This is a genomic window from Burkholderia contaminans (assembly GCF_029633825.1).
Classification (GTDB): Bacteria; Pseudomonadota; Gammaproteobacteria; order Burkholderiales; family Burkholderiaceae; genus Burkholderia; species Burkholderia contaminans.
On record NZ_CP090640.1, the window covers coordinates 1,657,837 to 1,681,208 of the forward strand.

Annotated in this window: 23 protein-coding genes; 11 read left to right on the top strand and 12 right to left on the bottom strand. The window is 65.9% G+C overall.

The window, feature by feature from the left end; translation table 11 throughout:
* The first annotated feature begins 115 nt into the window (after positions 1-115).
* Both LXE91_RS07755 and LXE91_RS07760 read left to right on the top strand, forming a co-directional pair.
* The gene (locus tag LXE91_RS07755; RefSeq protein WP_039353083.1) at positions 116-1,852 is read left to right on the top strand and encodes a proline--tRNA ligase; all 1,737 of its coding nucleotides are present in this window, start codon (positions 116-118) and stop codon (positions 1,850-1,852) included.
* A 21-nt stretch (positions 1,853-1,873) separates the two neighbouring features.
* Entirely contained in the window at positions 1,874-2,476 is a 603-nt protein-coding gene (locus LXE91_RS07760) for a MarC family protein (RefSeq protein ID WP_011350864.1), read from the top strand.
* A 93-nt stretch (positions 2,477-2,569) separates the two neighbouring features.
* On the opposite strand, the gene LXE91_RS07765 is transcribed toward LXE91_RS07760, so the two are convergent.
* Both LXE91_RS07765 and ffh read right to left on the bottom strand, forming a co-directional pair.
* The gene (locus LXE91_RS07765; protein ID WP_039353080.1) at positions 2,570-3,121 is read right to left on the bottom strand and encodes a hypoxanthine-guanine phosphoribosyltransferase; all 552 of its coding nucleotides are present in this window, start codon (positions 3,119-3,121) and stop codon (positions 2,570-2,572) included.
* A 94-nt stretch (positions 3,122-3,215) separates the two neighbouring features.
* The gene (ffh, locus tag LXE91_RS07770) at positions 3,216-4,583 is read right to left on the bottom strand and encodes a signal recognition particle protein (RefSeq protein WP_021159890.1); all 1,368 of its coding nucleotides are present in this window, start codon (positions 4,581-4,583) and stop codon (positions 3,216-3,218) included.
* An 89-nt stretch (positions 4,584-4,672) separates the two neighbouring features.
* Between ffh and LXE91_RS07775 the strand changes: the two genes are divergently transcribed.
* The 7 genes from LXE91_RS07775 to LXE91_RS07805 all read left to right on the top strand — a co-directional run bounded on the left by LXE91_RS07775 (position 4,673) and on the right by LXE91_RS07805 (position 12,645).
* Complete coding sequence (locus tag LXE91_RS07775) at positions 4,673-5,566, top strand: cytochrome C assembly family protein (RefSeq protein WP_011350867.1); 894 nt, start codon at positions 4,673-4,675, stop codon at positions 5,564-5,566.
* Positions 5,567-5,579: 13 nt separating this feature from the next.
* Entirely contained in the window at positions 5,580-5,897 is a 318-nt protein-coding gene (locus tag LXE91_RS07780; RefSeq protein WP_039353065.1) for a PP0621 family protein, read from the top strand.
* A complete protein-coding gene (ampD, locus tag LXE91_RS07785; RefSeq protein ID WP_039353063.1) occupies positions 5,894-6,484 on the top strand; it encodes a 1,6-anhydro-N-acetylmuramyl-L-alanine amidase AmpD in 591 nt (196 codons plus the stop codon). Before LXE91_RS07780 ends, ampD begins: the two co-directional genes overlap by 4 nt.
* Before the next feature lie 451 nt (positions 6,485-6,935).
* Complete coding sequence (locus tag LXE91_RS07790) at positions 6,936-9,929, top strand: ribonucleoside-diphosphate reductase subunit alpha (RefSeq protein ID WP_039353060.1); 2,994 nt, start codon at positions 6,936-6,938, stop codon at positions 9,927-9,929.
* Between the two features lie 365 nt (positions 9,930-10,294).
* A complete protein-coding gene (locus LXE91_RS07795) occupies positions 10,295-11,506 on the top strand; it encodes a ribonucleotide-diphosphate reductase subunit beta (protein ID WP_039353057.1) in 1,212 nt (403 codons plus the stop codon).
* Between the two features lie 82 nt (positions 11,507-11,588).
* The gene (locus tag LXE91_RS07800) at positions 11,589-11,915 is read left to right on the top strand and encodes a hypothetical protein (protein WP_076841698.1); all 327 of its coding nucleotides are present in this window, start codon (positions 11,589-11,591) and stop codon (positions 11,913-11,915) included.
* Between the two features lie 28 nt (positions 11,916-11,943).
* Positions 11,944-12,645: a histone H1-like DNA-binding protein gene (locus tag LXE91_RS07805; protein WP_039353054.1), complete on the top strand. Its 702-nt coding sequence runs from the start codon at positions 11,944-11,946 to the stop codon at positions 12,643-12,645.
* Between the two features lie 242 nt (positions 12,646-12,887).
* On the opposite strand, the gene LXE91_RS07810 is transcribed toward LXE91_RS07805, so the two are convergent.
* The 10 genes from LXE91_RS07810 to LXE91_RS07855 form a co-directional block, all read right to left on the bottom strand.
* A complete protein-coding gene (locus tag LXE91_RS07810; RefSeq protein ID WP_021161893.1) occupies positions 12,888-13,361 on the bottom strand; it encodes an outer membrane lipoprotein in 474 nt (157 codons plus the stop codon).
* A gap of 19 nt (positions 13,362-13,380) precedes the next feature.
* A complete protein-coding gene (locus LXE91_RS07815; protein WP_039353051.1) occupies positions 13,381-14,319 on the bottom strand; it encodes a carbohydrate kinase family protein in 939 nt (312 codons plus the stop codon).
* 85 nt (positions 14,320-14,404) lie between these two features.
* Positions 14,405-14,908 carry a thiol peroxidase gene (gene tpx, locus LXE91_RS07820; protein WP_011350875.1) on the bottom strand — a complete coding sequence of 168 codons (504 nt, stop codon included), beginning with the start codon at positions 14,906-14,908 and terminating at the stop codon, positions 14,405-14,407.
* A gap of 73 nt (positions 14,909-14,981) precedes the next feature.
* Positions 14,982-16,328: a DUF3426 domain-containing protein gene (locus LXE91_RS07825; protein ID WP_039353048.1), complete on the bottom strand. Its 1,347-nt coding sequence runs from the start codon at positions 16,326-16,328 to the stop codon at positions 14,982-14,984.
* Between the two features lie 45 nt (positions 16,329-16,373).
* Complete coding sequence (prmA, locus tag LXE91_RS07830) at positions 16,374-17,276, bottom strand: 50S ribosomal protein L11 methyltransferase (protein ID WP_039353046.1); 903 nt, start codon at positions 17,274-17,276, stop codon at positions 16,374-16,376.
* Positions 17,277-17,278: 2 nt separating this feature from the next.
* A complete protein-coding gene (accC, locus tag LXE91_RS07835; RefSeq protein WP_021161890.1) occupies positions 17,279-18,646 on the bottom strand; it encodes an acetyl-CoA carboxylase biotin carboxylase subunit in 1,368 nt (455 codons plus the stop codon).
* Between the two features lie 84 nt (positions 18,647-18,730).
* On the bottom strand, positions 18,731-19,204 hold the full coding sequence (gene accB, locus LXE91_RS07840; protein WP_039353042.1) for an acetyl-CoA carboxylase biotin carboxyl carrier protein: 474 nt from the start codon (positions 19,202-19,204) through the stop codon (positions 18,731-18,733).
* Between the two features lie 66 nt (positions 19,205-19,270).
* A complete protein-coding gene (aroQ, locus tag LXE91_RS07845) occupies positions 19,271-19,723 on the bottom strand; it encodes a type II 3-dehydroquinate dehydratase (RefSeq protein WP_039353039.1) in 453 nt (150 codons plus the stop codon).
* Between the two features lie 194 nt (positions 19,724-19,917).
* On the bottom strand, positions 19,918-20,469 hold the full coding sequence (locus LXE91_RS07850; RefSeq protein WP_039353036.1) for a TlpA family protein disulfide reductase: 552 nt from the start codon (positions 20,467-20,469) through the stop codon (positions 19,918-19,920).
* Between the two features lie 7 nt (positions 20,470-20,476).
* On the bottom strand, positions 20,477-21,121 hold the full coding sequence (locus tag LXE91_RS07855; RefSeq protein ID WP_039353186.1) for a hypothetical protein: 645 nt from the start codon (positions 21,119-21,121) through the stop codon (positions 20,477-20,479).
* Between the two features lie 245 nt (positions 21,122-21,366).
* Between LXE91_RS07855 and mpl the strand changes: the two genes are divergently transcribed.
* Positions 21,367-22,752: a UDP-N-acetylmuramate:L-alanyl-gamma-D-glutamyl-meso-diaminopimelate ligase gene (gene mpl / locus LXE91_RS07860; RefSeq protein WP_039353033.1), complete on the top strand. Its 1,386-nt coding sequence runs from the start codon at positions 21,367-21,369 to the stop codon at positions 22,750-22,752.
* Positions 22,749-23,318, top strand: a complete 570-nt coding sequence (locus tag LXE91_RS07865) for a YqiA/YcfP family alpha/beta fold hydrolase (protein ID WP_039353030.1) — start codon at positions 22,749-22,751, stop codon at positions 23,316-23,318. The genes mpl and LXE91_RS07865 overlap by 4 nt, the downstream gene beginning before the upstream one ends.
* Positions 23,319-23,372: the final 54 nt, after the last annotated feature.

A 23,372-nucleotide genomic window follows, 5' to 3' on the forward strand; every position in this document is an offset into this window, starting at 1 on the left:
TCCCTGATTAGTCTGCTACGTCATCTGCGCCATCGTCGTCCGTCGCGCGCAGCTTTTTCACCTTGAAACTTTTTCGGGCGCCCCGCCTGGGGGCGCCGTTTTTGGAACCGTCCGCATGAAAGCTTCCCGTTTCTTTATCGGCACCCTGAAAGAAGCACCCGCCGACGCAGAGATCGTCAGCCACAAGCTGATGGTGCGCGCCGGCATGATCCGTCGCGTCGCCGGCGGCATCTATAACTACCTGCCGGTCGGCCTGCGTTCGATTCGCAAGGTCGAGGCGATCGTGCGCGAGGAAATGAACCGGGCGGGCGCCATCGAGCTGCTGATGCCGGCCGTGCAACCCGCCGAACTGTGGCAGGAATCGGGCCGCTGGGAGCAGTACGGCCCCGAGCTGCTGCGCTTCAAGGACCGCAAGGACAACGACTTCGTGATCGGGCCGACGCACGAGGAAGTCATTACCGACATCGCGCGCAACCAGATCAAGAGCTACCGGCAGATGCCGGTGAACTTCTACCAGATCCAGACGAAGTTCCGCGACGAGATCCGTCCGCGCTTCGGCGTGATGCGCGGCCGCGAATTCATCATGAAGGACGCATACTCGTTCGACAAGGATGCGGCCGGCCTGAACGAGTCGTATCGCAAGATGTACGACGCGTACGTGCGCATCTTCACGCGCCTCGGCCTCGAGTTCCGTGCGGTCGCGGCCGACAGCGGCTCGATCGGCGGCAACTTCTCGCACGAATTCCACGTGATCGCGGACACCGGTGAAGACGCGATCGCATACTGCCCGACGTCCGAATTCGCGGCGAACATCGAGGCGGCCGAAGCGCTGCCGCTGACGCCTAAGCGCGCGGCGCCGGCCGAAGCGATGGCGAAGGTCGCGACGCCCGGCAAGGCGAAGTGCGAAGCCGTCGCCGAGCTGCTGGCCATCCCGCTCGAGCGCACGATCAAGTCGATCGTGCTCGCGACCGACAACGAAGGCGCCGAGCCGACCATCTGGCTCGTGATGCTGCGCGGCGATCACGACCTGAACGAGATCAAGGTGTCGAAACTGCCGGGCCTGAAGAACCACCGCTTCGCGACCGAGCAGGAAATCGTCGAGTGGTTCGGCACGCCGCCGGGCTATCTCGGCCCGGTCGGCACGAAGAAGCCGGTGAAGGTGATCGCGGACCGCACGGTCGCGAACATGAGCGACTTCGTCGTCGGTGCGAACGAGGTCGACTATCACATCGCGGGCGTGAACTGGGGCCGCGACCTGCCGGAGCCGGACGTCGCCGACGTGCGCAACGTGAAGAAGGGCGACCCGTCGCCGGACGGCAAGGGCGTGATCGACATCTGCCGCGGTATCGAGGTCGGCCACGTGTTCCAGCTCGGCACCAAGTATTCGGAAGCGATGGGTGCGACGTTCCTCGACGAGTCGGGCAAGCCGCAGCCGATGCTGATGGGCTGCTACGGCGTCGGCGTCACGCGCATTCTCGGCGCGGCGATCGAACAGAACTTCGACGACCGCGGCATCATCTGGCCCGAGTCGATCGCGCCGTTCGAAGTCGTGCTGTGCCCGATGGGCTATGACCGCAGCGACATGGTGCGCGAGACCGCCGACAAGCTGTACGCGGAACTCGTCGCAGCCGGCATCGACGTGATCCTCGACGATCGCGGCGAGCGCCCGGGCGTGATGTTCGCCGACTGGGAACTGATCGGCGTGCCGCATCGCCTCGTGATCGGCGAGCGCGGCCTGAAGGAAGGCAAGATCGAGTATCAGGGCCGCCGCGACGCCGAAGCGACGCTGCTGCCGGCGGATGCGGCTGCGGCGACGGTCGCGGAGAAGATCCGCGCCGCGCTCGCGCGCTAAGCGCACCGACCGGGGAACGCGGTGGAATACACCTTCCTGTCGGCCACCGTGCTCCTGGTGCTGATCACCGATCCGCTCGGCAACATCCCGCTGTTCATTTCGGCGATGCGGGATGTGCCGCGCGAGCGGCGCGTGAAGCTGATCCTGCGCGAAGTGGGGATCGCGTTCGTGATCCTGCTGTTCTTCATGCTGGTCGGCGACCGCTTCCTGCGGATGATGAGCCTCACCGACCTGTCGCTGCGGCTCGGCGGCGGCATCGTGCTGTTCCTGATCGCGCTGCGGATGATCTTCCCGCATCCGGACGGCGCGCTCGGCAACGATCCGCGCGCAGGCGGCGAGCCGTTCATCGTGCCGCTCGCGATTCCGGCGCTCGCCGGGCCGTCCGCGCTCGCGACGGTGATGCTGCTGACGTCGCAGGGGCCCGGCAAGATGCTCGAGTGGGTCGGCGCGCTGACGGTCACGATGATCGTCTGCGCGGTGACGCTGGTGCTGGCCGAGCGGATCCAGCAATGGATCGGCGAGCGGACCGTCGCGGCATTCGAGCGGCTGATGGGCCTCGTGCTCGTCGCGATTTCGGTCGAGATGATGCTGGGCGGCGTCCGCGCGTTCGTGCACCAGCTGTAGGGCGCAGGCGGCGCACACGCAAGCTGCCAAAAAAAGCGGCGCTCCGGGAAACCGGAGCGCCGCTGTCTATTTATATAGTGCGGAGCGGGGCGCTCAGACGTTCGCGGTCAGCGCGCGGATCGTCGGCAGATTGCGCCAGTAGCCCTTCGCGTCCATCCCGCAGCCGAACACGTAGCGGTCCGGCACCGAGAAGCCGCAGAAGTCGGGGTGCAGCGGCTTGGCCTTCGCGAGCGTCTTCTCGCACAGCACGGCCGACATGAAGCGCTTGGCGCCCATGTCGAGGATGCGGTCGCGGATCGCGGCCATCGTCTCGCCTTCGTCGAGGATGTCGTCGAGCACGAGCACGATCCGGTCCTTCACCGATTCGCGCGGCGCGACGCGCCAGTGCATTTCCGGGCTGCCCTGCGTCGTGTTGCGGTAGCGGGTCAGGTGGATGTAATCGAATTCCAGCGGGAAATCGAGATGCGGCAGCAGCATCCCGGTAAACACCGCGGCGCCGCCCATCACCGAGAGAACGAGCGGGAACGCGTCGCCGATCTCGGCGCGGATCGCGTCGGCCATCTTGGAGATCGACGCGTTGACGGCGTCCGCCGAGACGATCTCTTCGGAGTGGTTGAAAATGTGGAGGGCTTCTTCGCGGTTCATGTGTTCTGGCGGGCAGTCGGTATACAAATAAGAATGAAGCAGAACGGCGGGCGCGCGCTACAGCAAAAACCCGCGCGCCGGCCGATGGGCGGAATCAGCGCATGCCGGGCATCATGCCCTTCAGGCCGCGCATCATCTTCTGCATGTTGCCGCCCTTCAGCTTCTTCATCATCGTACGCATCTGATCGTACTGGTTCAGCATCCGGTTGACTTCCTGCACCGGCACGCCCGCGCCGGCTGCAATGCGGCGCTTGCGCGTCGCCTTGATGATCTCGGGTTTCGCGCGCTCGGCCGGCGTCATCGAGCTGATGATGCCTTCCATCCGGCGGATCGACTTCTCGGCCTGGCCCATGTCGGCGCCGGCCGCCGCCTGCTGGAACTGCGCAGGGAGTTTGTCCATCAGCGACGACAGGCCGCCCATGTTCTTCATCTGCGAGATCTGCGCGCGGAAATCGTTCAGGTCGAAGTCGCCGCCTTTCTTGACCTTGTCGGCGAGCTTCTGCGCGGCCTGCACGTCGACACCGCGCTGCGCCTCCTCGACGAGCGCGAGGATGTCGCCCATGCCGAGGATCCGGTTCGCCATCCGGTCGGGGTGGAATACCTCGAGGCCGTCGAGCTTCTCGGCCACGCCGACGAACTTGATCGGCTTGCCCGTGACGTGACGCACCGACAGCGCGGCGCCGCCGCGCGAATCGCCGTCGAGCTTGGTCAGCACGACGCCGGTGAGCGGCAGTGTGTCGTTGAACGCCTTCGCGGTGTTGACCGCGTCCTGGCCGAGCATCGCGTCGACGACGAACAGCGTTTCGGCCGGCTTCAGCGTGCCGTGCAGCGCGGCGATTTCCTGCATCATCGCCTCGTCGATGCCGAGGCGGCCGGCCGTATCGACGATCAGCACGTCATGGTAGTGGCGCTTCGCCCAGTCGACGGCCGCGACCGCGATGTCGACGGGCTTCTGGTCCGGCGTGGACGGGAAGAAGTCGGCGCCGACCTGTTCGCTCACCGTTTTCAGCTGCATGATCGCGGCCGGGCGATACACGTCGCACGACACGGTCAGCACCTTTTTCTTGTACTTCTCGCGCAGCAGCTTCGCGAGCTTGCCGGCGGTCGTGGTCTTGCCCGCGCCCTGCAGGCCGGCCATCAGGATCACGGCGGGCGGCGTGACCGCGAGGTTCAGCTCGGCGGCCTTGCCTTCGTAGTCGCCGCCGATCACGGCGGTCAGTTCCTTCTGGACCACGCCGACCAGCGCCTGACCCGGCGACAGGCTGCTGATCACTTCTTCGCCGAGCGCCTTTTCCTTGACCTTGGCGATGAATTCGCGGACGACCGGCAGCGAAACGTCGGCCTCCAGCAGGGCGAGACGCACCTCTCGGAGCATCTCCTGCGTGTTCGCCTCGGTAAGCCGGGCCTCGCCGCGCAGCGTCTTGACGACGCGCGCCATCCGTTGAGTGAGATTGTCGAGCATGGGGAGCGATGGACAGTGGGGCCCGAAGGCGCGGCGGAACCGAACAAAGGGAGCCGTCGCGGGAAGGGGGCCTAGTGTAAACTTCGAACATGGATATTGTACTGTATGCCCTCACCGCATTCCTGTACGGCGGCCTCGCCGTCGCAGGCTGGCGCACGCACCGCCAGGGCGCGACGCCGCTCGTCGCGAGCGTGCCGGCCGTGCCGGTTCCCGCGTCGGCCGCGTCCGGGATGAGCGGGGCCGGCCGCGCGCTGCTGTTCGCCGCGCTGGTCGCGCATGGCGTGCTGCTCCACACGACGATCTTTCCGAACGATGCGATGGTGTTCGGCTTCGCGTTTGCGCTGTCCGCGATGTTCTGGCTCGGCGCCGGCATCTACTGGATCGAGAGCTTCTTCTTCCCGCTCGACAGCCTGCGCCTGCTGGTATTGCCGCTCGCGTGCGGCGCGTCGCTGCTGCCGCTCGTGTTCGGCGGCGTGCGGGTGCTTCCTTATGCCGCAGCGCCGCTGTTCAAGCTGCATTTCCTGATCGCAAACATCGCATACGGCCTGTTCGCGATCGCGGCGCTGCACGCGATCCTGATGCTGATGGTCGAGCGGCGCCTGCAGTCGCTGAGGAGCGGCGGGCGCGACGGCTCGACGGGCTGGATCGCGAGCTGGCTCGAGACGCTGCCGCCGCTGCTCACGCTCGAGAAGCTGCTGTTCCGCCTGATCGGCGCCGGCTTCGTGCTGCTCACGCTGACGCTCGCGTCGGGCATCCTGTTCAGCGAGCAGGTCGACGCGCGCGCGCTGCGCCTCGACCACAAGACGGTATTCGCGATCCTGTCGTGGCTGATGTTCGGCGGCCTGCTGGTCGCCCGCAAGACGTCGGGCTGGCGTGGCCGTGGTGCCGCGCGCTGGGTGCTCGTGTCGTTCGCCGCGCTGCTGCTCGCGTATGTCGGCAGCCGGTTCGTTTTCGAGGTGCTGCTGCACCGTTCCGTGGTTTGAACGCAGGTTTCCGATGCGACAGATTCTTCTCCTGATTCTTCTCTTCTTCGCGGGTTCGTGGATCGCGCGCAAGCTGCGCCAGGCCCAGGAGCACGCGCAGGCGCGCACCGGCCGCGGCGCCGGTTACGACGGTACGCCCGGCGCCGGCGGCGCGGGTTCGGGGCGCCCGAACGGCGACGCGCGGGCGTTGCCCGAGCCGATGGTGCGCTGCGCCGAATGCGGCGTGCATGCGCCGAAGGGCGACGCCGTCGCCGCGGGCGGCGAATACTTCTGCAGTGCCGAGCACGCGCAGCGCCACGCCGCGCGTACGAGCGGTCAAGACGCACGATGAGCGACGCGCGGTTGCTGTCGGTTGACTCGGACGGCTGGGTGCGCGAAGCGCGCCATGCGCCGTCGCCGAACTTCGAGGTGCGGCCCGCAGGTGCGGTGCCGACGCTCGTGGTCGTCCACAACATCAGCCTGCCGCCCGGCGAATTCGGCGGTGACGCGATCGAGGCGCTGTTCCTGAATCGTCTCGACTGCGATGCGCACCCCTATTACCAGAGCCACCTGCGCGACGTGCGCGTGTCCGCGCACTTCCTGATACGCCGCAACGGCGAACTCGTGCAGTTCGTGTCGTGCGACGAGCGCGCGTGGCATGCGGGCTCGTCCGAGTTCTTCGGCCGGGCGCGCTGCAATGATTTCTCGATCGGCATCGAGCTCGAAGGCGCGGACGACGTGCCGTTCGACGACGCGCAGTATGCGACGCTCGCGGCGCTCTCCCGCGCGCTCGCCGCTCGCTACCCGGTCGACGCATTCGCGGGGCACTCGGACGTCGCGCCGGGCCGCAAGACCGACCCGGGCCCGCATTTCGATTGGCAACGCTTCGCGAGCGATGCCGGTTTTTCCGCCGAATACTTTCCTTTCCGTCAGCACTGATCGCGGGGTTTTTTGACCGGAGAAAGTTTTTTCTCCGACCAATGCCTTGCCGTGTCTGCGCGTGAGCGATGTCAAGACCTCCATCGCAAATTATCCGTTTGGACGTCCTCCGAATGTCCACTATACTTGGTGCCAGTTGAGCAGTTCCGCACTAGATATAGTGTGTGTCGCAGGGGAAACCCGAGCGGCACCGGCCGGCGGGCAACGCCGGCGGACAGGGTTCTCAGGGCGGCGCGTCAGGCCGGGCGGTCCGGGCGTCGCAATCAGCGCAGCGAACATCGACGGGGCAGGGTACACATGACGAAGCACACGACCGGATCGGTTGTCGCGCATCGACCGAACCGGCTTCCCCGGCGCATCGCTCGCCTCTTACCGCTCGCGCACCGCGTTGCGCAGCGTTCGTTTTAATCCGCGGTTCTCTCCGCACCATCCAACACCAGGAGCTTTGCACATGCAAACCACCGACAACGCGACGTCCCAGTACGAGAGCGCCTCGAGCCGTCCGCTCGGCGGGACCGAACAGGGCGCGAAGGCGCTCGCGCCGCAGGCCACGTTCGCCGACTACAAGGTGATCCGCCGCAACGGCAGCGTCGTCTCGTTCGAACCTTCGAAGATCGCGATTGCGGTGACCAAGGCTTTCCTGGCCGTCAATGGCGGGCAGGGCGCGGCATCGGCGCGCGTCCGCGAGCAGGTCGAGCAACTGACGCACAACGTCGTGCGCGCGCTCGTGCGCAGCCGCCCGAACGGCGGTACGTTCCATATCGAAGACATCCAGGATCAGGTCGAACTCGCGCTGATGCGCGGCGGCGAGCACAACGTCGCGCGTGCGTACGTGCTGTATCGCGAGAAGCGTCACCTCGAGCGCCAGCATGCGGGCGAGGAAGCAGCGGCAGCCGGCGGCGAGGCGAGTACCGGCATCAACGTCGTCGACAACGGCGTCACGCGTCCGCTCGACCTGAACGCGCTGCGCGCGCTGATCGTGTCGGCATGCGACGGCCTCGGCGCTGCGGTTAACCCTGATCCGATCGTCGCCGAAACGGTGAAGAACCTGTACGACGGCGTGCCGATGAGCCAGGTCTACGACTCGGCGATCCTGGCTGCGCGCACGATGATCGAAAAGGATCCGGCATACAGCCAGGTCACGTCGCGCATCCTGCTGCACACGATCCGTCGCGAGATCCTCGGCGAGGAAGTGGTCCAGGCCGAGATGTCGACCCGTTACGCGGAGTACTTCCCGCAGTTCCTGAAGCGCGGCGTCGACGCCGGCCTGCTCGACGACAAGCTGCTGCAGTTCGACCTGAAGCGCCTCGGCGAAGCGCTCGACGCGAACCGCGACCTGCAGTTCGGCTACCTCGGCCTGCAGACGCTGTACGACCGCTACTTCCTGCACGTCGAGGGCACCCGCATCGAAATGCCGCAGGCATTCTTCATGCGCGTCGCAATGGGCCTGTCGCTGAACGAGATCGACCGCGAAACGCGCGCGATCGAGTTCTACAACGTGCTGTCCAGCTTCGACTTCATGAGCTCGACGCCGACGCTGTTCAACTCGGGCACGCACCGCTCGCAGCTGTCGTCGTGCTACCTGACGACCGTCGCGGACGATCTCGACGGCATCTATGAAGCGCTGAAGGAAAACGCGCTGCTGTCGAAGTTCGCCGGTGGCCTGGGCAACGACTGGACGCGCGTGCGTGCACTCGGCTCGCATATCAAGGGCACGAACGGCAAGTCGCAAGGCGTGGTCCCGTTCCTGAAGGTCGTCAACGACACGGCCGTCGCGGTCAACCAGGGCGGCAAGCGCAAGGGCGCGGTCTGCGCGTACCTCGAATCGTGGCACCTCGACATCGAGGAGTTCCTGGAGCTGCGCAAGAACACGGGCGACGATCGCCGCCGTACGCACGACATGAACACGGCGAACTGGATTCCCGACCTGTTCATGAAGCGCGTGATGGAAGGCGCCGACTGGACGCTGTTCTCGCCGTCGACCTGCCCGGACCTGCACGACAAGTTCGGCGCGGAATTCGAGGCGGCTTACACGGCTTACGAAGACAAGGTCGCGCGCGGCGAGATCAAGCTGTTCAAGAAGATCCCGGCGCAGCAACTCTGGCGCAAGATGCTCGGCATGCTGTTCGAGACGGGCCACCCGTGGATCACGTTCAAGGATCCGTGCAACGTGCGCTCGCCGCAGCAGCACGTCGGCGTCGTCCACTCGTCGAACCTGTGCACGGAAATCACGCTGAACACGAGCGACACCGAAATCGCGGTGTGCAACCTCGGCTCGGTGAACCTCGTCGCCCACCTGGTGAAGCAGGCCGACGGCAGCTACGCGCTCGACCACGACAAGCTGAAGCGCACGATCAGCGTCGCGATGCGCATGCTCGACAACGTGATCGACATCAACTACTACGCGGTGCCGAAGGCGCGTAACTCGAACCTGAAGCACCGTCCGGTCGGCCTGGGCATCATGGGCTTCCAGGACTGCCTGCACCTGCTGCGCACGCCGTACGCGTCGGAAGCGGCGGTCGAGTTCGCCGATCGTTCGATGGAAGCGGTCTGCTACTACGCGTACTACGCGTCGACCGAGCTGGCCGAAGAGCGCGGCCGCTACTCGAGCTACCGCGGCTCGCTGTGGGATCGCGGCATCCTCCCGCAGGACACGCTGAAGCTGCTGACGGAAGCACGCGGCGGCTACGTCGAGGTCGACACCTCCGAATCGCTCGACTGGACGTCGCTGCGTTCGCGGATCGCCTCGCACGGCATGCGCAACTCGAACTGCGTCGCGATCGCGCCGACGGCGACGATCTCGAACATCATCGGCGTGTCGGCCTGTATCGAGCCGACCTTCCAGAACCTGTACGTGAAGTCGAACCTGTCGGGCGAATTCACGGTGGTGAACGAGTACCTGGTGCGCGACCTGAAGGAACGCGGCCTGTGGGACGAAGTGATGGTCGCCGACCTGAAGTACTTCGACGGCATGCTGTCGCGCATCGACCGCATCCCGGCCGACCTCCGCGCGATCTACGCGACCGCGTTCGAAGTCGACCCGACGTGGCTGGTCGAAGCGGCATCGCGTCGCCAGAAGTGGATCGACCAGGCGCAGTCGCTGAACATCTACATGGGCGGCGCGTCGGGCAAGAAGCTCGACGAGGTCTACAAGCTCGCATGGCTGCGTGGCCTGAAGACGACCTACTACCTCCGCACGATGGCGGCGACGCACGTCGAGAAGTCGACGGTCGCACACGGCGCGCTGAACGCCGTGCCGACGAGCGGCGGTTCGAGCAGCGGCGGCGCGCAAGGCGCGGCTGGCGGCTTCGGTGCGGCAGGCGGCGATGCGTCGTCGGGCGCGGTCAACGCGGCACCGGCACTCGCACCGGTCGAGGCAGATGGTCCGGTGTGCACGATGCGTCCGGGCGATCCTGGCTTCGACGAATGCGAAGCGTGCCAGTAACGCGGTGCGCCTGACCTGGGAAGCAGGTCAGCGCGGCGCACACGACGACCGATCGAGGTTGAAGTGTGCGCCGCTCTCAACTAAAAAAATGATAAGGAATCTGTAACGCGGCACCTGCGTTGCAGGCAGTGACAAGCGATCGAAACATCCCCGACGACGTCGCGTTTCGATCAGCGTTCGATGCGTCGAGCGCACCTCGCGATACACGCGCGACACACGTCGCGCGCTGCATGAACGACGATGCGTTGCTCAAAGTGTTGTATCGAGGTCGCAACGCGAATCGAAAAAAGGATTTTTCGTGAGCGAACCCTTTTATCGCTCAGGAAAAGATGGTACAAACCGTTCTAAATTGATGGTGAGAATTTATGCTCAACTGGGATGAAGAGAAGACTGCCGTAACTCCCGCGAGCGGAGCGCAGCAAAACGCGATGCGCACCTCCGCAGGAACGGCTGTCGGACTGCAGGCTGCAACGCCTGCCGCCCATCAGGTCCGCGACATTTTCGAAGGCGATCTTGCGGTGCCCCCGCAAGCATCGGCTGTTCCCGCCGGCGGTTCGGAAGCGCGGGTCAATGTCGCCGACAAGCGCATCATCAACGGCCAGACTGACGTCAATCAGCTGGTGCCGTTCAAGTACAAGTGGGCGTGGGAAAAGTATCTGGCCGGTTGCGCGAACCACTGGATGCCGCAGGAAATCAACATGTCCCGCGACATCGCTCTGTGGAAGGACCCGAACGGTCTGACCGAGGACGAGCGCCGCATCGTGAAGCGCAACCTCGGCTTCTTCGTGACGGCCGATTCGCTCGCGGCGAACAACATCGTGCTCGGCACGTACCGCCACATCACGGCGCCCGAGTGCCGGCAGTTCCTGCTGCGCCAGGCGTTCGAAGAGGCGATCCACACGCACGCGTACCAATACATTGTCGAATCGCTCGGTCTCGACGAAGGCGAGATCTTCAACGCGTACCACGAGGTCACGTCGATCCGCGCGAAGGACGAATTCCTGATTCCGTTCATCCACACGCTGACGGATCCGGCCTTCAAGACCGGCACGCTCGAAGCGGATCAGAAGCTGCTGAAGTCGCTGATCGTGTTCGCCTGCATCATGGAAGGCCTGTTCTTCTACGTCGGGTTTACGCAGATCCTCGCACTCGGCCGCCAGAACAAGATGACGGGTGCTGCAGAGCAATATCAGTACATCCTGCGCGACGAGTCGATGCACTGCAACTTCGGCATCGACCTGATCAACCAGATCAAGCTCGAGAATCCGCATCTCTGGACCGCCGAATTCCGCGCCGAGATCCGCGAGCTGTTCAAGCAGGCTGTCGAACTCGAATACCGCTACGCCGAGGACACGATGCCGCGCGGCGTGCTGGGTCTGAACGCGTCGATGTTCAAGAGCTATCTGCGCTTCATCAGCAACCGTCGTTGCCAGCAGATCGGCCTCGATCCGCTGTACCCGAACGAGGAAAACCCGTTCCCGTGGATGAGCGAGATGATCGACCTGAAGAAGGAACGCAACTTCTTCGAGACGCGTGTGATCGAGTATCAGACGGGTGGTGCGCTGTCCTGGGAATAACCCGCAGCAGCGAACCCGTCACATGATGGAACAGCCGGCGGCCTCTCGGCCCCGGCTCAAGGTTTAGGAGCAAGAACGCCTGATGCAAAGCATGCCCGGTGCCTTAACGGCACGACGACACGACAGGCACTTTGCGAACCCTTCAGTGGGATGGGCAAACTTCCCTCCGGAAAAAGCGGACGGCCGTGTGGCGGTCCGCTTGATCAAGCGATTAGGGGTAGCGGCGCGAGGTGCGCCGGCTACCGACTTGATTTGGCGCGCGAGGCCGGGTGGCCACGCGCGCCATACCGTATTCATTAGCGTAAGCGCGTGGTATCCGCGTACGCCGATGAATAGCCCGCTTCGAAGCGCACGTCCTGAACAGCGTCCGCGGGAAGCGGGTTTTGACGAAGGGTGTAGTTTGAACTGACTCTCATCTGAACCTGAAGGAGAACAACATGGCACTTGCCAAGAAGAAACCGGCTGCAAAGAAGGCCGCAGTGAAGAAGGTCGCTGCGAAGAAGGCTGCTGCTCCGGCGAAGAAGGCCGCTGCAGTGAAGAAGGTTGCTGCGAAGAAGGTCGCGGTGAAGAAGGTTGCCGCGAAGAAGACAGCGCCGGCCAAGAAGGCAGCAGTGAAGAAGGTTGCTGCGAAGAAGGTCGCAACGAAGAAGGTTGCTGCCAAGAAGGTCGCAGTGAAGAAGGTTGCCGCGAAGAAGGCAGCGCCGGCCAAGAAGGCCGCAGCGAAGAAGGTTGCAGCCAAGAAAGTCGCAGTGAAGAAGGTTGCTGCGAAGAAGGCCGCACCGGCGAAGAAGGCTGCTGCGAAGAAGGCCGCGCCGGCTAAGAAGGCTGCTGCGAAGAAGGCTGCGCCGGCGAAGAAGGCTGCCGCGAAGAAGGCTGCGCCTGCTGCGAAGAAGGCTGCCCCTGCGAAGAAGGCCGCTGCTCCCGCGAAGAAGGCTGCCGCTGCTGCTCCGGCTGCCGCTCCGGCTCCGGCGAAGAAGGCCGCCGCTCCGAAGAAGGCTGCTGCTCCGAAGAAGGCCGTCGTGAAGAAGGCTGCGCCGGCAACGACCGCGTCGACCGCATCGGTTGCGCCGGCATCGGGCGTGAAGACCGCGCTCAACCCGGCAGCAGCATGGCCGTTCCCGACCGGCAGCCGTCCGTAATCGAGGCTGACCTGCACCACCCGGACACTCACGTGGTGTCCGTGGGTTGAGTAGCGCTACTCAATCAGTCCCGCCATCTGGCTCAGGTGGCGGGATTTTTTTCGTCCGTCCTTGCCGATGTGCCGGGTGCCGGCATACCTGGCGCCCGTATGCCGGCTGCGGCGAGTACGGACGAAAAAAAACGCATGTGCAGCTTCGCACATGCGTTCGACCGCGGCTTGCGCCGCGTGCTGAGGTACCTGTTAGTGCGTGACGCGCGTGACGCCGCCGCTCGACAGCAGTCGCACGCGTTCGCCGGCGCGGAACGCTTCGCCGCTTGCCGCCTGCGTGATCGAGCGCAGATCGCCGTTGTCGAGGCGCACGGTGATTTCGACACCGTTCGCCGTGCTGAGGTTTTCGCCGACCGCGTTGCCCGCGACCGCGCCGACGAGGCCGCCGGCGATCGCGGTCAGGATCGACCCCTTGCCGCCGCCGATTGCGCTGCCTGCCACGGCGCCGAGTGCGCCGCCGCCGAGCGTGCCGATCGCGCTGCCGCCGCCGTCGGACTGGATGCGTACCGCGCGGACGCTTTCGACCGTGCCCATGCGAACCGTCTGTTCGCGCTGCGCCTGGCCGACGCTATAGACATCCGCCGAACCGGGTGCGGTGAAGCAGCCGGTGAGCGTCAGCGAGGCCGTCAGCATGGCCGCGAGCGTGAGGGTCTTTTTCGTCAACATCTTTGCTCTCCCACAAAATTCATTTGAGACTGTAACCGAATGCAGTCTCGAAGCGCGCGTCGATTTCGGCGCGCGTCAGTGCGTAAGTCTGGGGCCCCTGGTGGGCGATCTTGATCGAGCCCATCAGGCTCGCGAGGCGGCCCGTGGTTGCCCAGTCGAGGCCATGCTCGATGCCGTACAGCAAGCCACCCCGGAAGGCATCGCCGCAGCCGGTCGGATCGGAGATCCGCTCGGCCGGCACGACAGGAATCTGCTCCGTGCCCTGCTTGTGGCGGATGGTCGCGCCGTGCTCGCCGCGCGTAATGACGAGGGCGTCGACCCGGCTGGCGATTTCATCTTCGGACCATCCCGTCTTGTCGCTCACCAGCTTGGCCTCGTAGTCGTTGACCGCTACGAAGGTCGCAAGTTCAATGCTGCGGCGCAGCGTCGCACCGTCGAACAGCGGCAGGCCCTGGCCCGGATCGAACACGAACGGCACCCCGGCCCTGGCGAGTTCTTCCACGTGCTGCACCATCCCGTCGAAGCCGTCGGGGCCGACGATCGCGAGCTTGATGCCCGGCGCGTCGCCCGCGTGGTTCAGGTGCGACTGCATCATCGCGCCCGGGTGGAACGCCGTGATCTGGTTGTTGTCGAGATCGGTCGTGATCATCGCCTGCGCCGTATAAGTCTCGGGCAGCACGCGAACGTGATCGCGGCTCAGGCCGAGCTGGTCGAGCCGGTCGAGATACGGCTGCGCGTCGAGCGCGCCTATCGTCCCCATGATGCGCGCATCGCCGCCGAGCAGGTGCAGCGCGTACGCGATGTTGCCCGCGCAGCCGCCGAATTCGCGGCGCATCGTCGGCACCAGGAAGCTCAGGTTGATGAGGTGCACCTGGTCGGGCAGGATGTGCTCGCGGAACCGCCCCTCGAAAGTCATGATGGAGTCGTAGGCGATCGAGCCGCAAATCAACGTAGCCAAGGTGTGCGTTCCTGTAGAAATGAGGGACCCTGCGCGACAACGCCGCGCGAAAGGCGCGGCGCGGCAGGGGAAAGCGAAAGAAAGCTTACTTCAGTGCGGCGAGCGCTGCATCGTAGTTCGGCTCGTCCTTGATTTCGCCGACGAGTTCCGCGTGGATCACCTTGTCCTGCGCGTCGAGCACGACGACCGCACGTGCGGTCAGGCCGTTCAGCGGGCCGCTCGTCACGTCGACGCCGTACGCGTTCGCGAACGCGCGGCCGGTGCGGAACGTCGAAGCCGTCACGACGTTCTCGAGGCCTTCGGTCGTGCAGAAGCGCGTAGCAGCGAACGGCAGGTCGGCGGACACGACGACGACGACCGTGTTGTCGAGCGACGAAGCGGCTTCGTTGAACTTGCGGGTCGACGTCGCGCAGGTCGGCGTGTCGAGGCTCGGGACGATGTTCAGCACCTTGCGCTTGCCGGCGAAGCTGGCGAGCGACAGGTCGGCGAGGTCCTTGCCGACCAGCTTGAAATCGGCGCCTTGTGCGCCGACGGCCGGGAACGTGCCGGCGAGATCGATCGGGTTGCCACCCAGCGTAACTTTGCTCATGTTCGTGCTCCGAAATAGCGCGCCGCTCGGGCGCGCGGGTTGAGACGGGCGCGCAGGCGCGCGCCGCGGCGCGTCACGGATAGAAAATCTGGACGCGGAAATTCGAGGCGGGCGTGCCGTTCGTGTCGACACGGACGACCATCGTCTGCGTCGTGCCGGGCGGCAGCCCGGCGTCGATCGGCGTGCCCGGGCGCACGTAGTCGCGCGGCGCGAGTACGCGGCGCACGGTCACGTGGTTGGTGTCGTCGAGCAGCGTCAACTCGAGCGACGGGTAGGCGAGCGCGACACGGTAGCGGTTCGTCAGCGGCACCTTCAGCTCGAGCTCGCGTGGCCCGTCGAGCTGGCGCAGGTCGGTCGCGTCGAGCCGCAGGCCGTCGATCGCGCGCGGCGGCGCGACCTTGCAGCCGAGCGGCGCGCAGGCCTGCCGGAGCCACCCCTGCGTGACGGGCCAGTAGATCATCAGCGTTTCGCGTTGCCACCATGCGAGTTGCCCGACGAGCAGCACGGCGAGCACGGCCGCGACGAGGCCGCCGAAAAAGCCGCCGAGCATGCCGCGTCGCTGCGGCGCGCGCGTCTCGCGCGTGACGGCGAAATGCGGACGATCGTCGTCGGTCAGCGCGGCGGGGAAGGGGGCGGCCGGCGCGTGGGGCGTTGCGGCGGGCGTCTCGTCGTGCCGGGCGGTGTCAGCGGTATTGGGCTCGGATCCGGCTTCGGTGACGGCTGGCGCAGGCGCGAACGCAAAGCGCGGTTCGCGCGGCGCGCGCTCGTCGTCCGGCACGGCGAAGTGCGCGGTACCGAAGGGTTCGGCGGCATCGGGAGCGGTTTCTGCGTCCGACGGAAGATGGGCGACGAAGCGGGGCTCACGCGGGTCGCGTTCGACGGGCGCGGCCGATGGTTCGGTATCCTGCGGCGCCTGCGTTTGCGTATGCAGCGATTCGGCCGGTTGTTCGACGGCAGCGGAGGCGTCCAGCTCGGCGGGGGAGGGCGCGAACGGTGCGGGCGTACCCGACAGGTGAACGACGCCGGCTTCGGTCGACGGAAGGGCGAGCGGGATCAGCGGCTCGGTGCGCACGGTCCGCACGCTGTGCTGCAGCGACGGGTCGACGCCGGCATCGAGCCACGGCGCCCACATGTCCCAGCCTTCCGGCTTGTAATCGGTGTCGGAAGGTGACCCGGCCGGCGCTTCGGCAGCGAACAGCCGAGGCGGGGCCGGAAGAGGCGCATCACCGCGATCCGGCGCGGCGGCCGGTTCGGTCAGGGCCGGCTCGGGCTGCTGCGCGTGCTCGGGAACGAGCGACTCGGATGCGTTGAAGACTTCGTGGCAATGCCCGCAGCGCACGAGCCCTTGATGCAGCGAGAGCTGTTCCTGCTGCAGCCGGAAGACGGTTTCGCAATGAGGGCAGCGCGTCGCAAGAAGCATGTCGAGCCGGGCGGCCTGCTGGCCAGAGTGAAGGACAGCGCTATTCTAATGGCTTTCGCGTCGGGTTCCGGCGAGGCATACCCAACCTTCGTGCTCACGCCAGACCGAGATGTCGACGTAGCGTGCGTAGACGGCCGCCACTTCGTCCGCCTGGCGCGCGAGCACGCCCGACAGCGCGATGCGCCCGCCCGGCTTGACCTTCGATGCGAGCATCGACGCCATCAGCTTCAGCGGATTCGACAGGATGTTCGCGACGACGATGTCGAATTCGCCGTCCGGGCACGCATCGGGCAGCCCATACGTGACTTCCGCATGGTTGCGTTCGCTGTTCTGCCGCGCCGATTCGACCGCTTGCGGATCGATGTCGATGCCGATGACGGGGTTCGCCCCGCATTTCTTCGCGAGGATCGCGAGAATGCCGGAGCCGCAGCCGTAGTCGAGCACCGACTGGCCCGGCTTCACCGACTGCTCGAGCCATTCCATGCACAGGCGCGTGGTCGGGTGGCTGCCGGTGCCGAATGCGAGGCCCGGATCGAGTTCGAGGATGAGCGCGTCGGGATCGGGCGCATCGTGCCACGACGGCACGACCCAGATCCGCTCACCGATCGGGATCGGCTCGAACTGCGATTGCGTGAGTCGCACCCAGTCCTGTTCCTCGACTTCGCGGACGGTGAACGCCGGCGTCTCGGCGACGCCGATCTCGTTCGCGGCGGCCGCGAGCAGCACGGCCGGCTCATGGTCGGCCGCGAGCAGCGCGACCACGCGCGAGTGCTGCCACGCGGTGCGGTCGGGCACGAGGCCCGGCTCGCCGAAGAGCGGCTGTTCGTCGGGCGTGTCGGCGTCGGCATCTTCGACCGACACCGACAGCGCGCCGAGTTCGAGCAGCGCGTCGGACAGCGCCTCCGCATGCTCACGGGCCAGTTCGACGACGAGTTCGCGATAGCTCATGCTTACGCTTCTTCCGGTGCGACCTGCTGCTTCTGGGCGAGCCGGTTTTCGAGGTAGTGGATGCTGGTGCCGCCTTCGACGAACTTCGAATCGATCATCAGCTCGCGGTGCAGCGGGATGTTGGTCTGGATGCCTTCGACGACCATTTCCGACAGCGCGATGCGCATCCGGCTGATCGCCTGCTCGCGGGTCGCGCCGTAGGTGATCAGCTTGCCGATCATCGAATCATAGTTCGGCGGCACGAAATAGCCATTGTAGGCATGCGAATCGACGCGCACGCCGGGGCCGCCCGGCGTATGCCACGACGTGATCCGGCCCGGCGACGGCGTGAACTTGAACGGATCTTCAGCGTTGATCCGGCATTCGATCGCATGTCCGCGGAACTGGATGTCGCGCTGGCGCAGCGTGAGCTTCTCGCCGGCCGCGATGCGGATCTGTTCCTGCACGATGTCGACGCCCGTGATCAGCTCCGATACCGGGTGCTCGACCTGCACGCGCGTGTTCATCTCGATGAAGTAGAACTCGCCGTTTTCGTACAGGAATTCGAACGTGCCCGCCCCGAGGTAGCCCATCTTCTTGCAGGCGTCCGCGCAGCGGTCGCCGATGCGGTCGATCAGGCGGCGCGGAATGCCGGGTGCCGGCGCTTCCTCGATCACCTTCTGGTGGCGGCGCTGCATCGAGCAATCGCGTTCGCCGAGCCAGATCGCGTTCTTGTACGCGTCGGACAGCACCTGGATTTCGATGTGGCGCGGGTTCTCGAGGAACTTCTCCATGTACACCTGCGGATTGCCGAACGCACGGCCGGCTTCCTCGCGGGTCATGTTGACCGCGTTGACGAGCGCGGCCTCGGTGTGCACGACGCGCATCCCGCGCCCGCCACCGCCGCCTGCCGCCTTGATGATGACCGGATAGCCGATCGCGCGCGCAATCTTGACGATCTCCTTCGGATCGTCCGGCAGCGCGCCTTCCGAGCCCGGCACGCACGGCACGCCGGTCTTGATCATCGTCTGCTTCGCGGTGACCTTGTCACCCATCATGCGGATCGTTTCCGGGCGCGGCCCGATGAACGTGAAGCCCGACTGCTCGACACGTTCCGCGAAATCGGCGTTCTCCGACAGGAAGCCGTAGCCGGGGTGGATCGCCTCGGCATCGGTGACTTCCGCGGCGCTGATCAGCGCCGGCATGTTCAGGTAGCTCAGGTTCGACGGGGCCGGGCCGATACAGACGGCTTCGTCCGCGAGGCGCACGTACTTGGCTTCCTTGTCGGCTTCCGAGTAGACGACCACCGTCTTGACGCCGAGCTCACGGCACGCACGCTGGATGCGCAGCGCGATTTCACCGCGGTTGGCAATGAGGATTTTTTCAAACATAGCGAGTATTCGTCTCTTCGAGGGGCGCGCGAACGGCGCCTGGCGGGCATCGGCGGCGCGCGGCCCGCAGGCCGCGCGGCGGACTTAGCCGATCACGAAAAGCGGCTGGCCGTATTCGACGGCCTGGCCGTTCTCGACGAGGATTTCCTTGATCACGCCGGCCTTGTCCGACTCGATCTCGTTGAGCAGCTTCATCGCTTCGATGATGCAGATCGTCTGGCCTTCCTTGACCGTGTCGCCCACCTGGACGAACGGGTCCGCGCCCGGCGACGGAGCGCGATAGAACGTGCCGACCATCGGCGACGTCACGACGTGGCCCTGCGGGACAGCCGGAGCGGCGGCGGCGCCTGCGGCCGGCGCGGCAGCGCCTTCGGTCGGCAGCGCGGCCGACGGAGCGGGCGCGCTGACTTGCGGGGCATACCCAGCCGTCGGCTGCACGTAGACCGGCGGTGCGTTCTTGACGATGCGCACCTTGCCTTCGCCTTCCGTCACTTCCAGCTCGGAGATGCCGGATTCGGAAACGAGGTCGATCAGAGTTTTCAGCTTACGAAGATCCATCGGGAATTCCCCTTTCAATACGTGAAAGCGCCGGTTAGGGGCCGGCGCTGAATCTAGATCGCGAAATCAGCCGCGCGACGTGCCTTGCAGCTTGTCCAGCGCGTGCTCGAGCGCGTACAGATAACCTTTCCAGCCGAGCCCGCAGATCACGCCTTCGGCCTGGTCGGAAAAGTAGGAGTGGTGCCTGAACGCTTCGCGGCGATGCACGTTCGACAAGTGAACCTCGACGAACGGGATGCCAACGCCGGCGATCGCGTCCCGGATCGCGACGCTCGTGTGCGTGTACGCGGCCGGATTGATCAGGATGAAATCGGTCTGTTCCTCCCGCGCGGCCTGGATGCGGTCGACCAGCGCGCCCTCATGGTTGCTCTGGAACGACGACAGTTCGGCGCCGGCTTCCCGGGCGCGCGCGGCAAGCGCCTGATCGATCTGTGCGAGCGTGACGCGGCCGTACACCTCCGGTTCCCGGGTGCCGAGAAGGTTCAGGTTGGGGCCGTGCAACACCAGCAATCGTGTCATGGTCGCTTCTATTTCTGCGGAATTGCGCGAACTTTAGCGCTATTTAGAGAAATTTGTCTAGTTTTGCCGAGCGGCCGAGCGCGCGCGACCTGCAAGAATTACCGGCGCGCATTCAAAGTATCGGCGAATTCACGCGAAATTGCGGCGATCGACGGGCAAGTCGCCGCCAACGTGCGGGCCGCCGTTCGGGCAGGTTACAGCGCGTCGAGCGTCTTTTTCAGCTCGGCCGGCTGGATTTGTCCCAATTTTGTCTCGCGAATCTTGCCGGTTTCGTCGATGACGACCGTAAACGGCAACGCGCCGGCAGTATTTCCGAAATTACGGGCCAGATCGGCGCCGGCATATCCGCTGACGAATACCGGGTAATCGACCTTCACCTTCTGCAGAAAGTTCTTCACATTCTGCTCGGAATCGACGCCGATCCCGATGAAACGGATGCCCTTCTGTTTGTACTGGTGCGACAGCGCGACGAGCTCCGGCATCTCCTCGACGCACGGGCCGCACCACGACGCCCAGAAATTGACGACGACCTTCTGGCCCTTGAAGGCGGACAGCGTGGCCGGCTTGCCGTCGGTGCCCGTCAGCGATGCGGCCCACAACTGTTCGACCGGGGTGCCGTGCGCGGCGGGTGCGGCGACGGCGACACCGTCATCCGCGGTGCCGCGGAACCAATGGCCGGCGGCGAGCCCGCCGGCAACGGCGGCGGCCGCGACCACCGCGAGCGCCAACATGCGTTTCATCATCATCGTTGAATCATTCCGGTTCGGAAGGGGTCTTGCCTGCTTCGACGAGCGCGCGCAGCGCGGCGGCATCCGCACGGGCGACCCGGCCGCGCGCGTCGGCCTTGACCGCGCCACGCAGGTCGTCGCTCGCATAGAGCGCGAGGTGGATGCCGATTGCATCGACGTCGCGCCGCGGGCGCCACAGGAAACTGAGCGTCTCGACGTCGGCGCGACCCGCGAAGTGCCGCGTCTCGGATACGTCGTACTGGACGTTCTGGTTCAGCAGGTAGATCGCGACGTCCTTCGGGTTGTCGGTGAATGCCTGCAAATGGATGTCCGAATGCGCGTTCGCGGTGCCGTTCAGCACGGCGCCCGTCACATAAGGATGGAACTCGGCGAGCCGGCGCATCCAGTCGAGCGCGATTTCACGCAGGCGGCGCAGTTCGTCCGGCTGCGTGTCGCTCTGGAACAGGGCGAGGTACTCGCGCAATTCTTCCTCGATCTGGTCGTTATCCGGCAGCCATTCGCCGGCAACGCGCGTATCGCCCAGCAACTGCCGCGCGGCCTTGCGCTTGGCGCCGGCATAGTCCAGGCCGTCCTCCGCGATCAGGCGCGCGGCGGACTGGGCGATTTCCTCGCGGACGCGCCGCGGGTCGAGAAGGGTTTTACGAGACATGATCCGGCAATCATACTCGATCGCCGCAGGGCCCGAGCGCGGTGCGGCGGCCTGCCGCCCGGCGTGCCGGCGCCGTCCGCGCGCAGCGTTCGGGCCGCCGGGCACGGCAGGCCGTCAGTTACAATAGTGTTCTTTGTGTCGCGGCAAAAGCCGTTGGCCGGGCGTCGGCCGCACGGCCCGTCCGCCGCGCCGCACACGCATTCTTTCCGAATCGACGGCGCCCGGCGGCGCGAAAGCATTCATCTATGCACATCCACATTCTTGGCATCTGCGGCACCTTCATGGGCGGTCTCGCCGTACTCGCGCGCGAGGCGGGCCACACGGTGACGGGTTGCGACGCGGGCGTCTATCCGCCGATGAGCACGCAGCTCGAGGCGCAGGGCATCACGCTGATCGAGGGCTACGGCGCCGAGCAGATCGACCTGAAACCGGACCTGTTCGTGATCGGCAACGTCGTCACGCGCGGCAATCCGCTGATGGAGGCGATCCTGGATCGCGGCCTGCCGTACGTGTCGGGCCCGCAATGGCTCGGCGAGCACGTGCTGGCCGGCAAATGGGTGCTCGCGGTCGCGGGCACGCACGGCAAGACGACCACGTCGTCGATGCTCGCGTGGCTGCTGGAAGACGCGGGCCTGAATCCGGGCTTCCTGATCGGCGGCGTGCCGCTGAACTTCGGCGTGTCGGCGCGGCTCACCGATTCGAGCTTCTTCGTGATCGAGGCCGACGAATACGATACGGCGTTCTTCGACAAGCGCTCGAAGTTCGTCCACTACCGGCCGCGCACCGCGGTGCTGAACAACCTCGAATTCGATCACGCCGACATCTTCCCGGATCTCGCTGCGATCGAGACGCAATTCCACCATCTCGTGCGTACGGTGCCCGGTGTCGGCCGGATCGTCACGAACGGCCGCTCGGATGCGCTCGAGCGCGTGCTGGCGCGCGGCTGCTGGAGCGAGGTCGAGCGCTTCGGCGTCGACGGCGGCTGGCAGGCGCTGCCGGCCGAGGACGGCGTGCCGGTCGACGAGCGCTTCGCGGTGTATTCGCACGCGGAACGCGTCGGCGAAGTCGCGTGGCAAGTGCAGGGCGATCACAACCGGATGAACGCGCTCGCGGCGATCGCGGCCGCGCGCCATGTCGGCGTGCCGCCCGCGCAGGCGGCCGAATCCCTCGCGTCGTTCCGTAACGTGAAGCGCCGGATGGAAGTGCGCGGCAGCGTGGACGGCGTGACCATCTACGACGACTTCGCGCACCATCCGACCGCGATCGACACTACGATCGCCGGCCTTCGTGCACGCATCGGCCGTCAGAATGCCCGCATCCTCGCGGTGCTCGAGCCGCGCTCGAACACCATGAAGCTCGGCGTGATGAAGTCGCAATTGCCGGCGAGCCTGGCCGACGCCGATCTCGTGTTCGGCTACGGCGCGCCGACCGGGCGCGATGCGCTCGGCTGGAATCTGGCCGAGGCCCTGGCGCCGCTGGGTGAGAAGGCGCACGCATTCGACGATCTGCACCTGCTGGTGAAGTCCGTCGTCGCGGCCGCGCGCCCGGGCGACCACGTGCTCGTGATGAGCAACGGCGGCTTCGGCGGCGTGCACCAGAAGCTGCTCGACGCGCTCGGGAGCCGCCCGTGATCCTGTACCTGCACGGCTTCCGGTCGTCGCCGGAATCGCAGAAGTCGCGGCTACTTGCCGCGCGCATGGCCGAACTCGGCCGCACCGACGAGTGGCGGTGCCCGTCGCTGTCGGTGTCGCCGCTCGAGGCGATCGCGGTCGCGGAGGCGGAGGTGGCCGGTGCGCGCGACGTGACCGTCATCGGCAGCTCGCTCGGCGGCTATTACGCGACTTGGCTGGCCGAAAAGCACGGCTGGAAGGCCGTGCTGCTGAATCCGGCCATCGTGCCGCAACGCGATCTGGAGCAGCATCTCGGCGAACAGCCGCTGTACCACGGCGGCGGCACGATCGTCGTCGAGCGCCGTCACCTGCAGGAGCTCGATGCGCTGCGCGTGCCGGCGATCACGCGTCCCGAACGCTACTATCTGTTCGCGGCGACCGGCGACGAGGTACTCGATTACCGCGAGATGCTCGCGCATTACCCGGGCGCGAAAACGCGCGTGATCGAAGGCAGCGATCACGGGATCAGCGAATTTGCCGACTATGTCGACGACGTTCTCGCGTTTTGCGACGGAAAGACGTCTTAAACCGGCCACGTGCCGATCGAATTCCCATCATCATGCGGCGCCGCCGACGCGGCG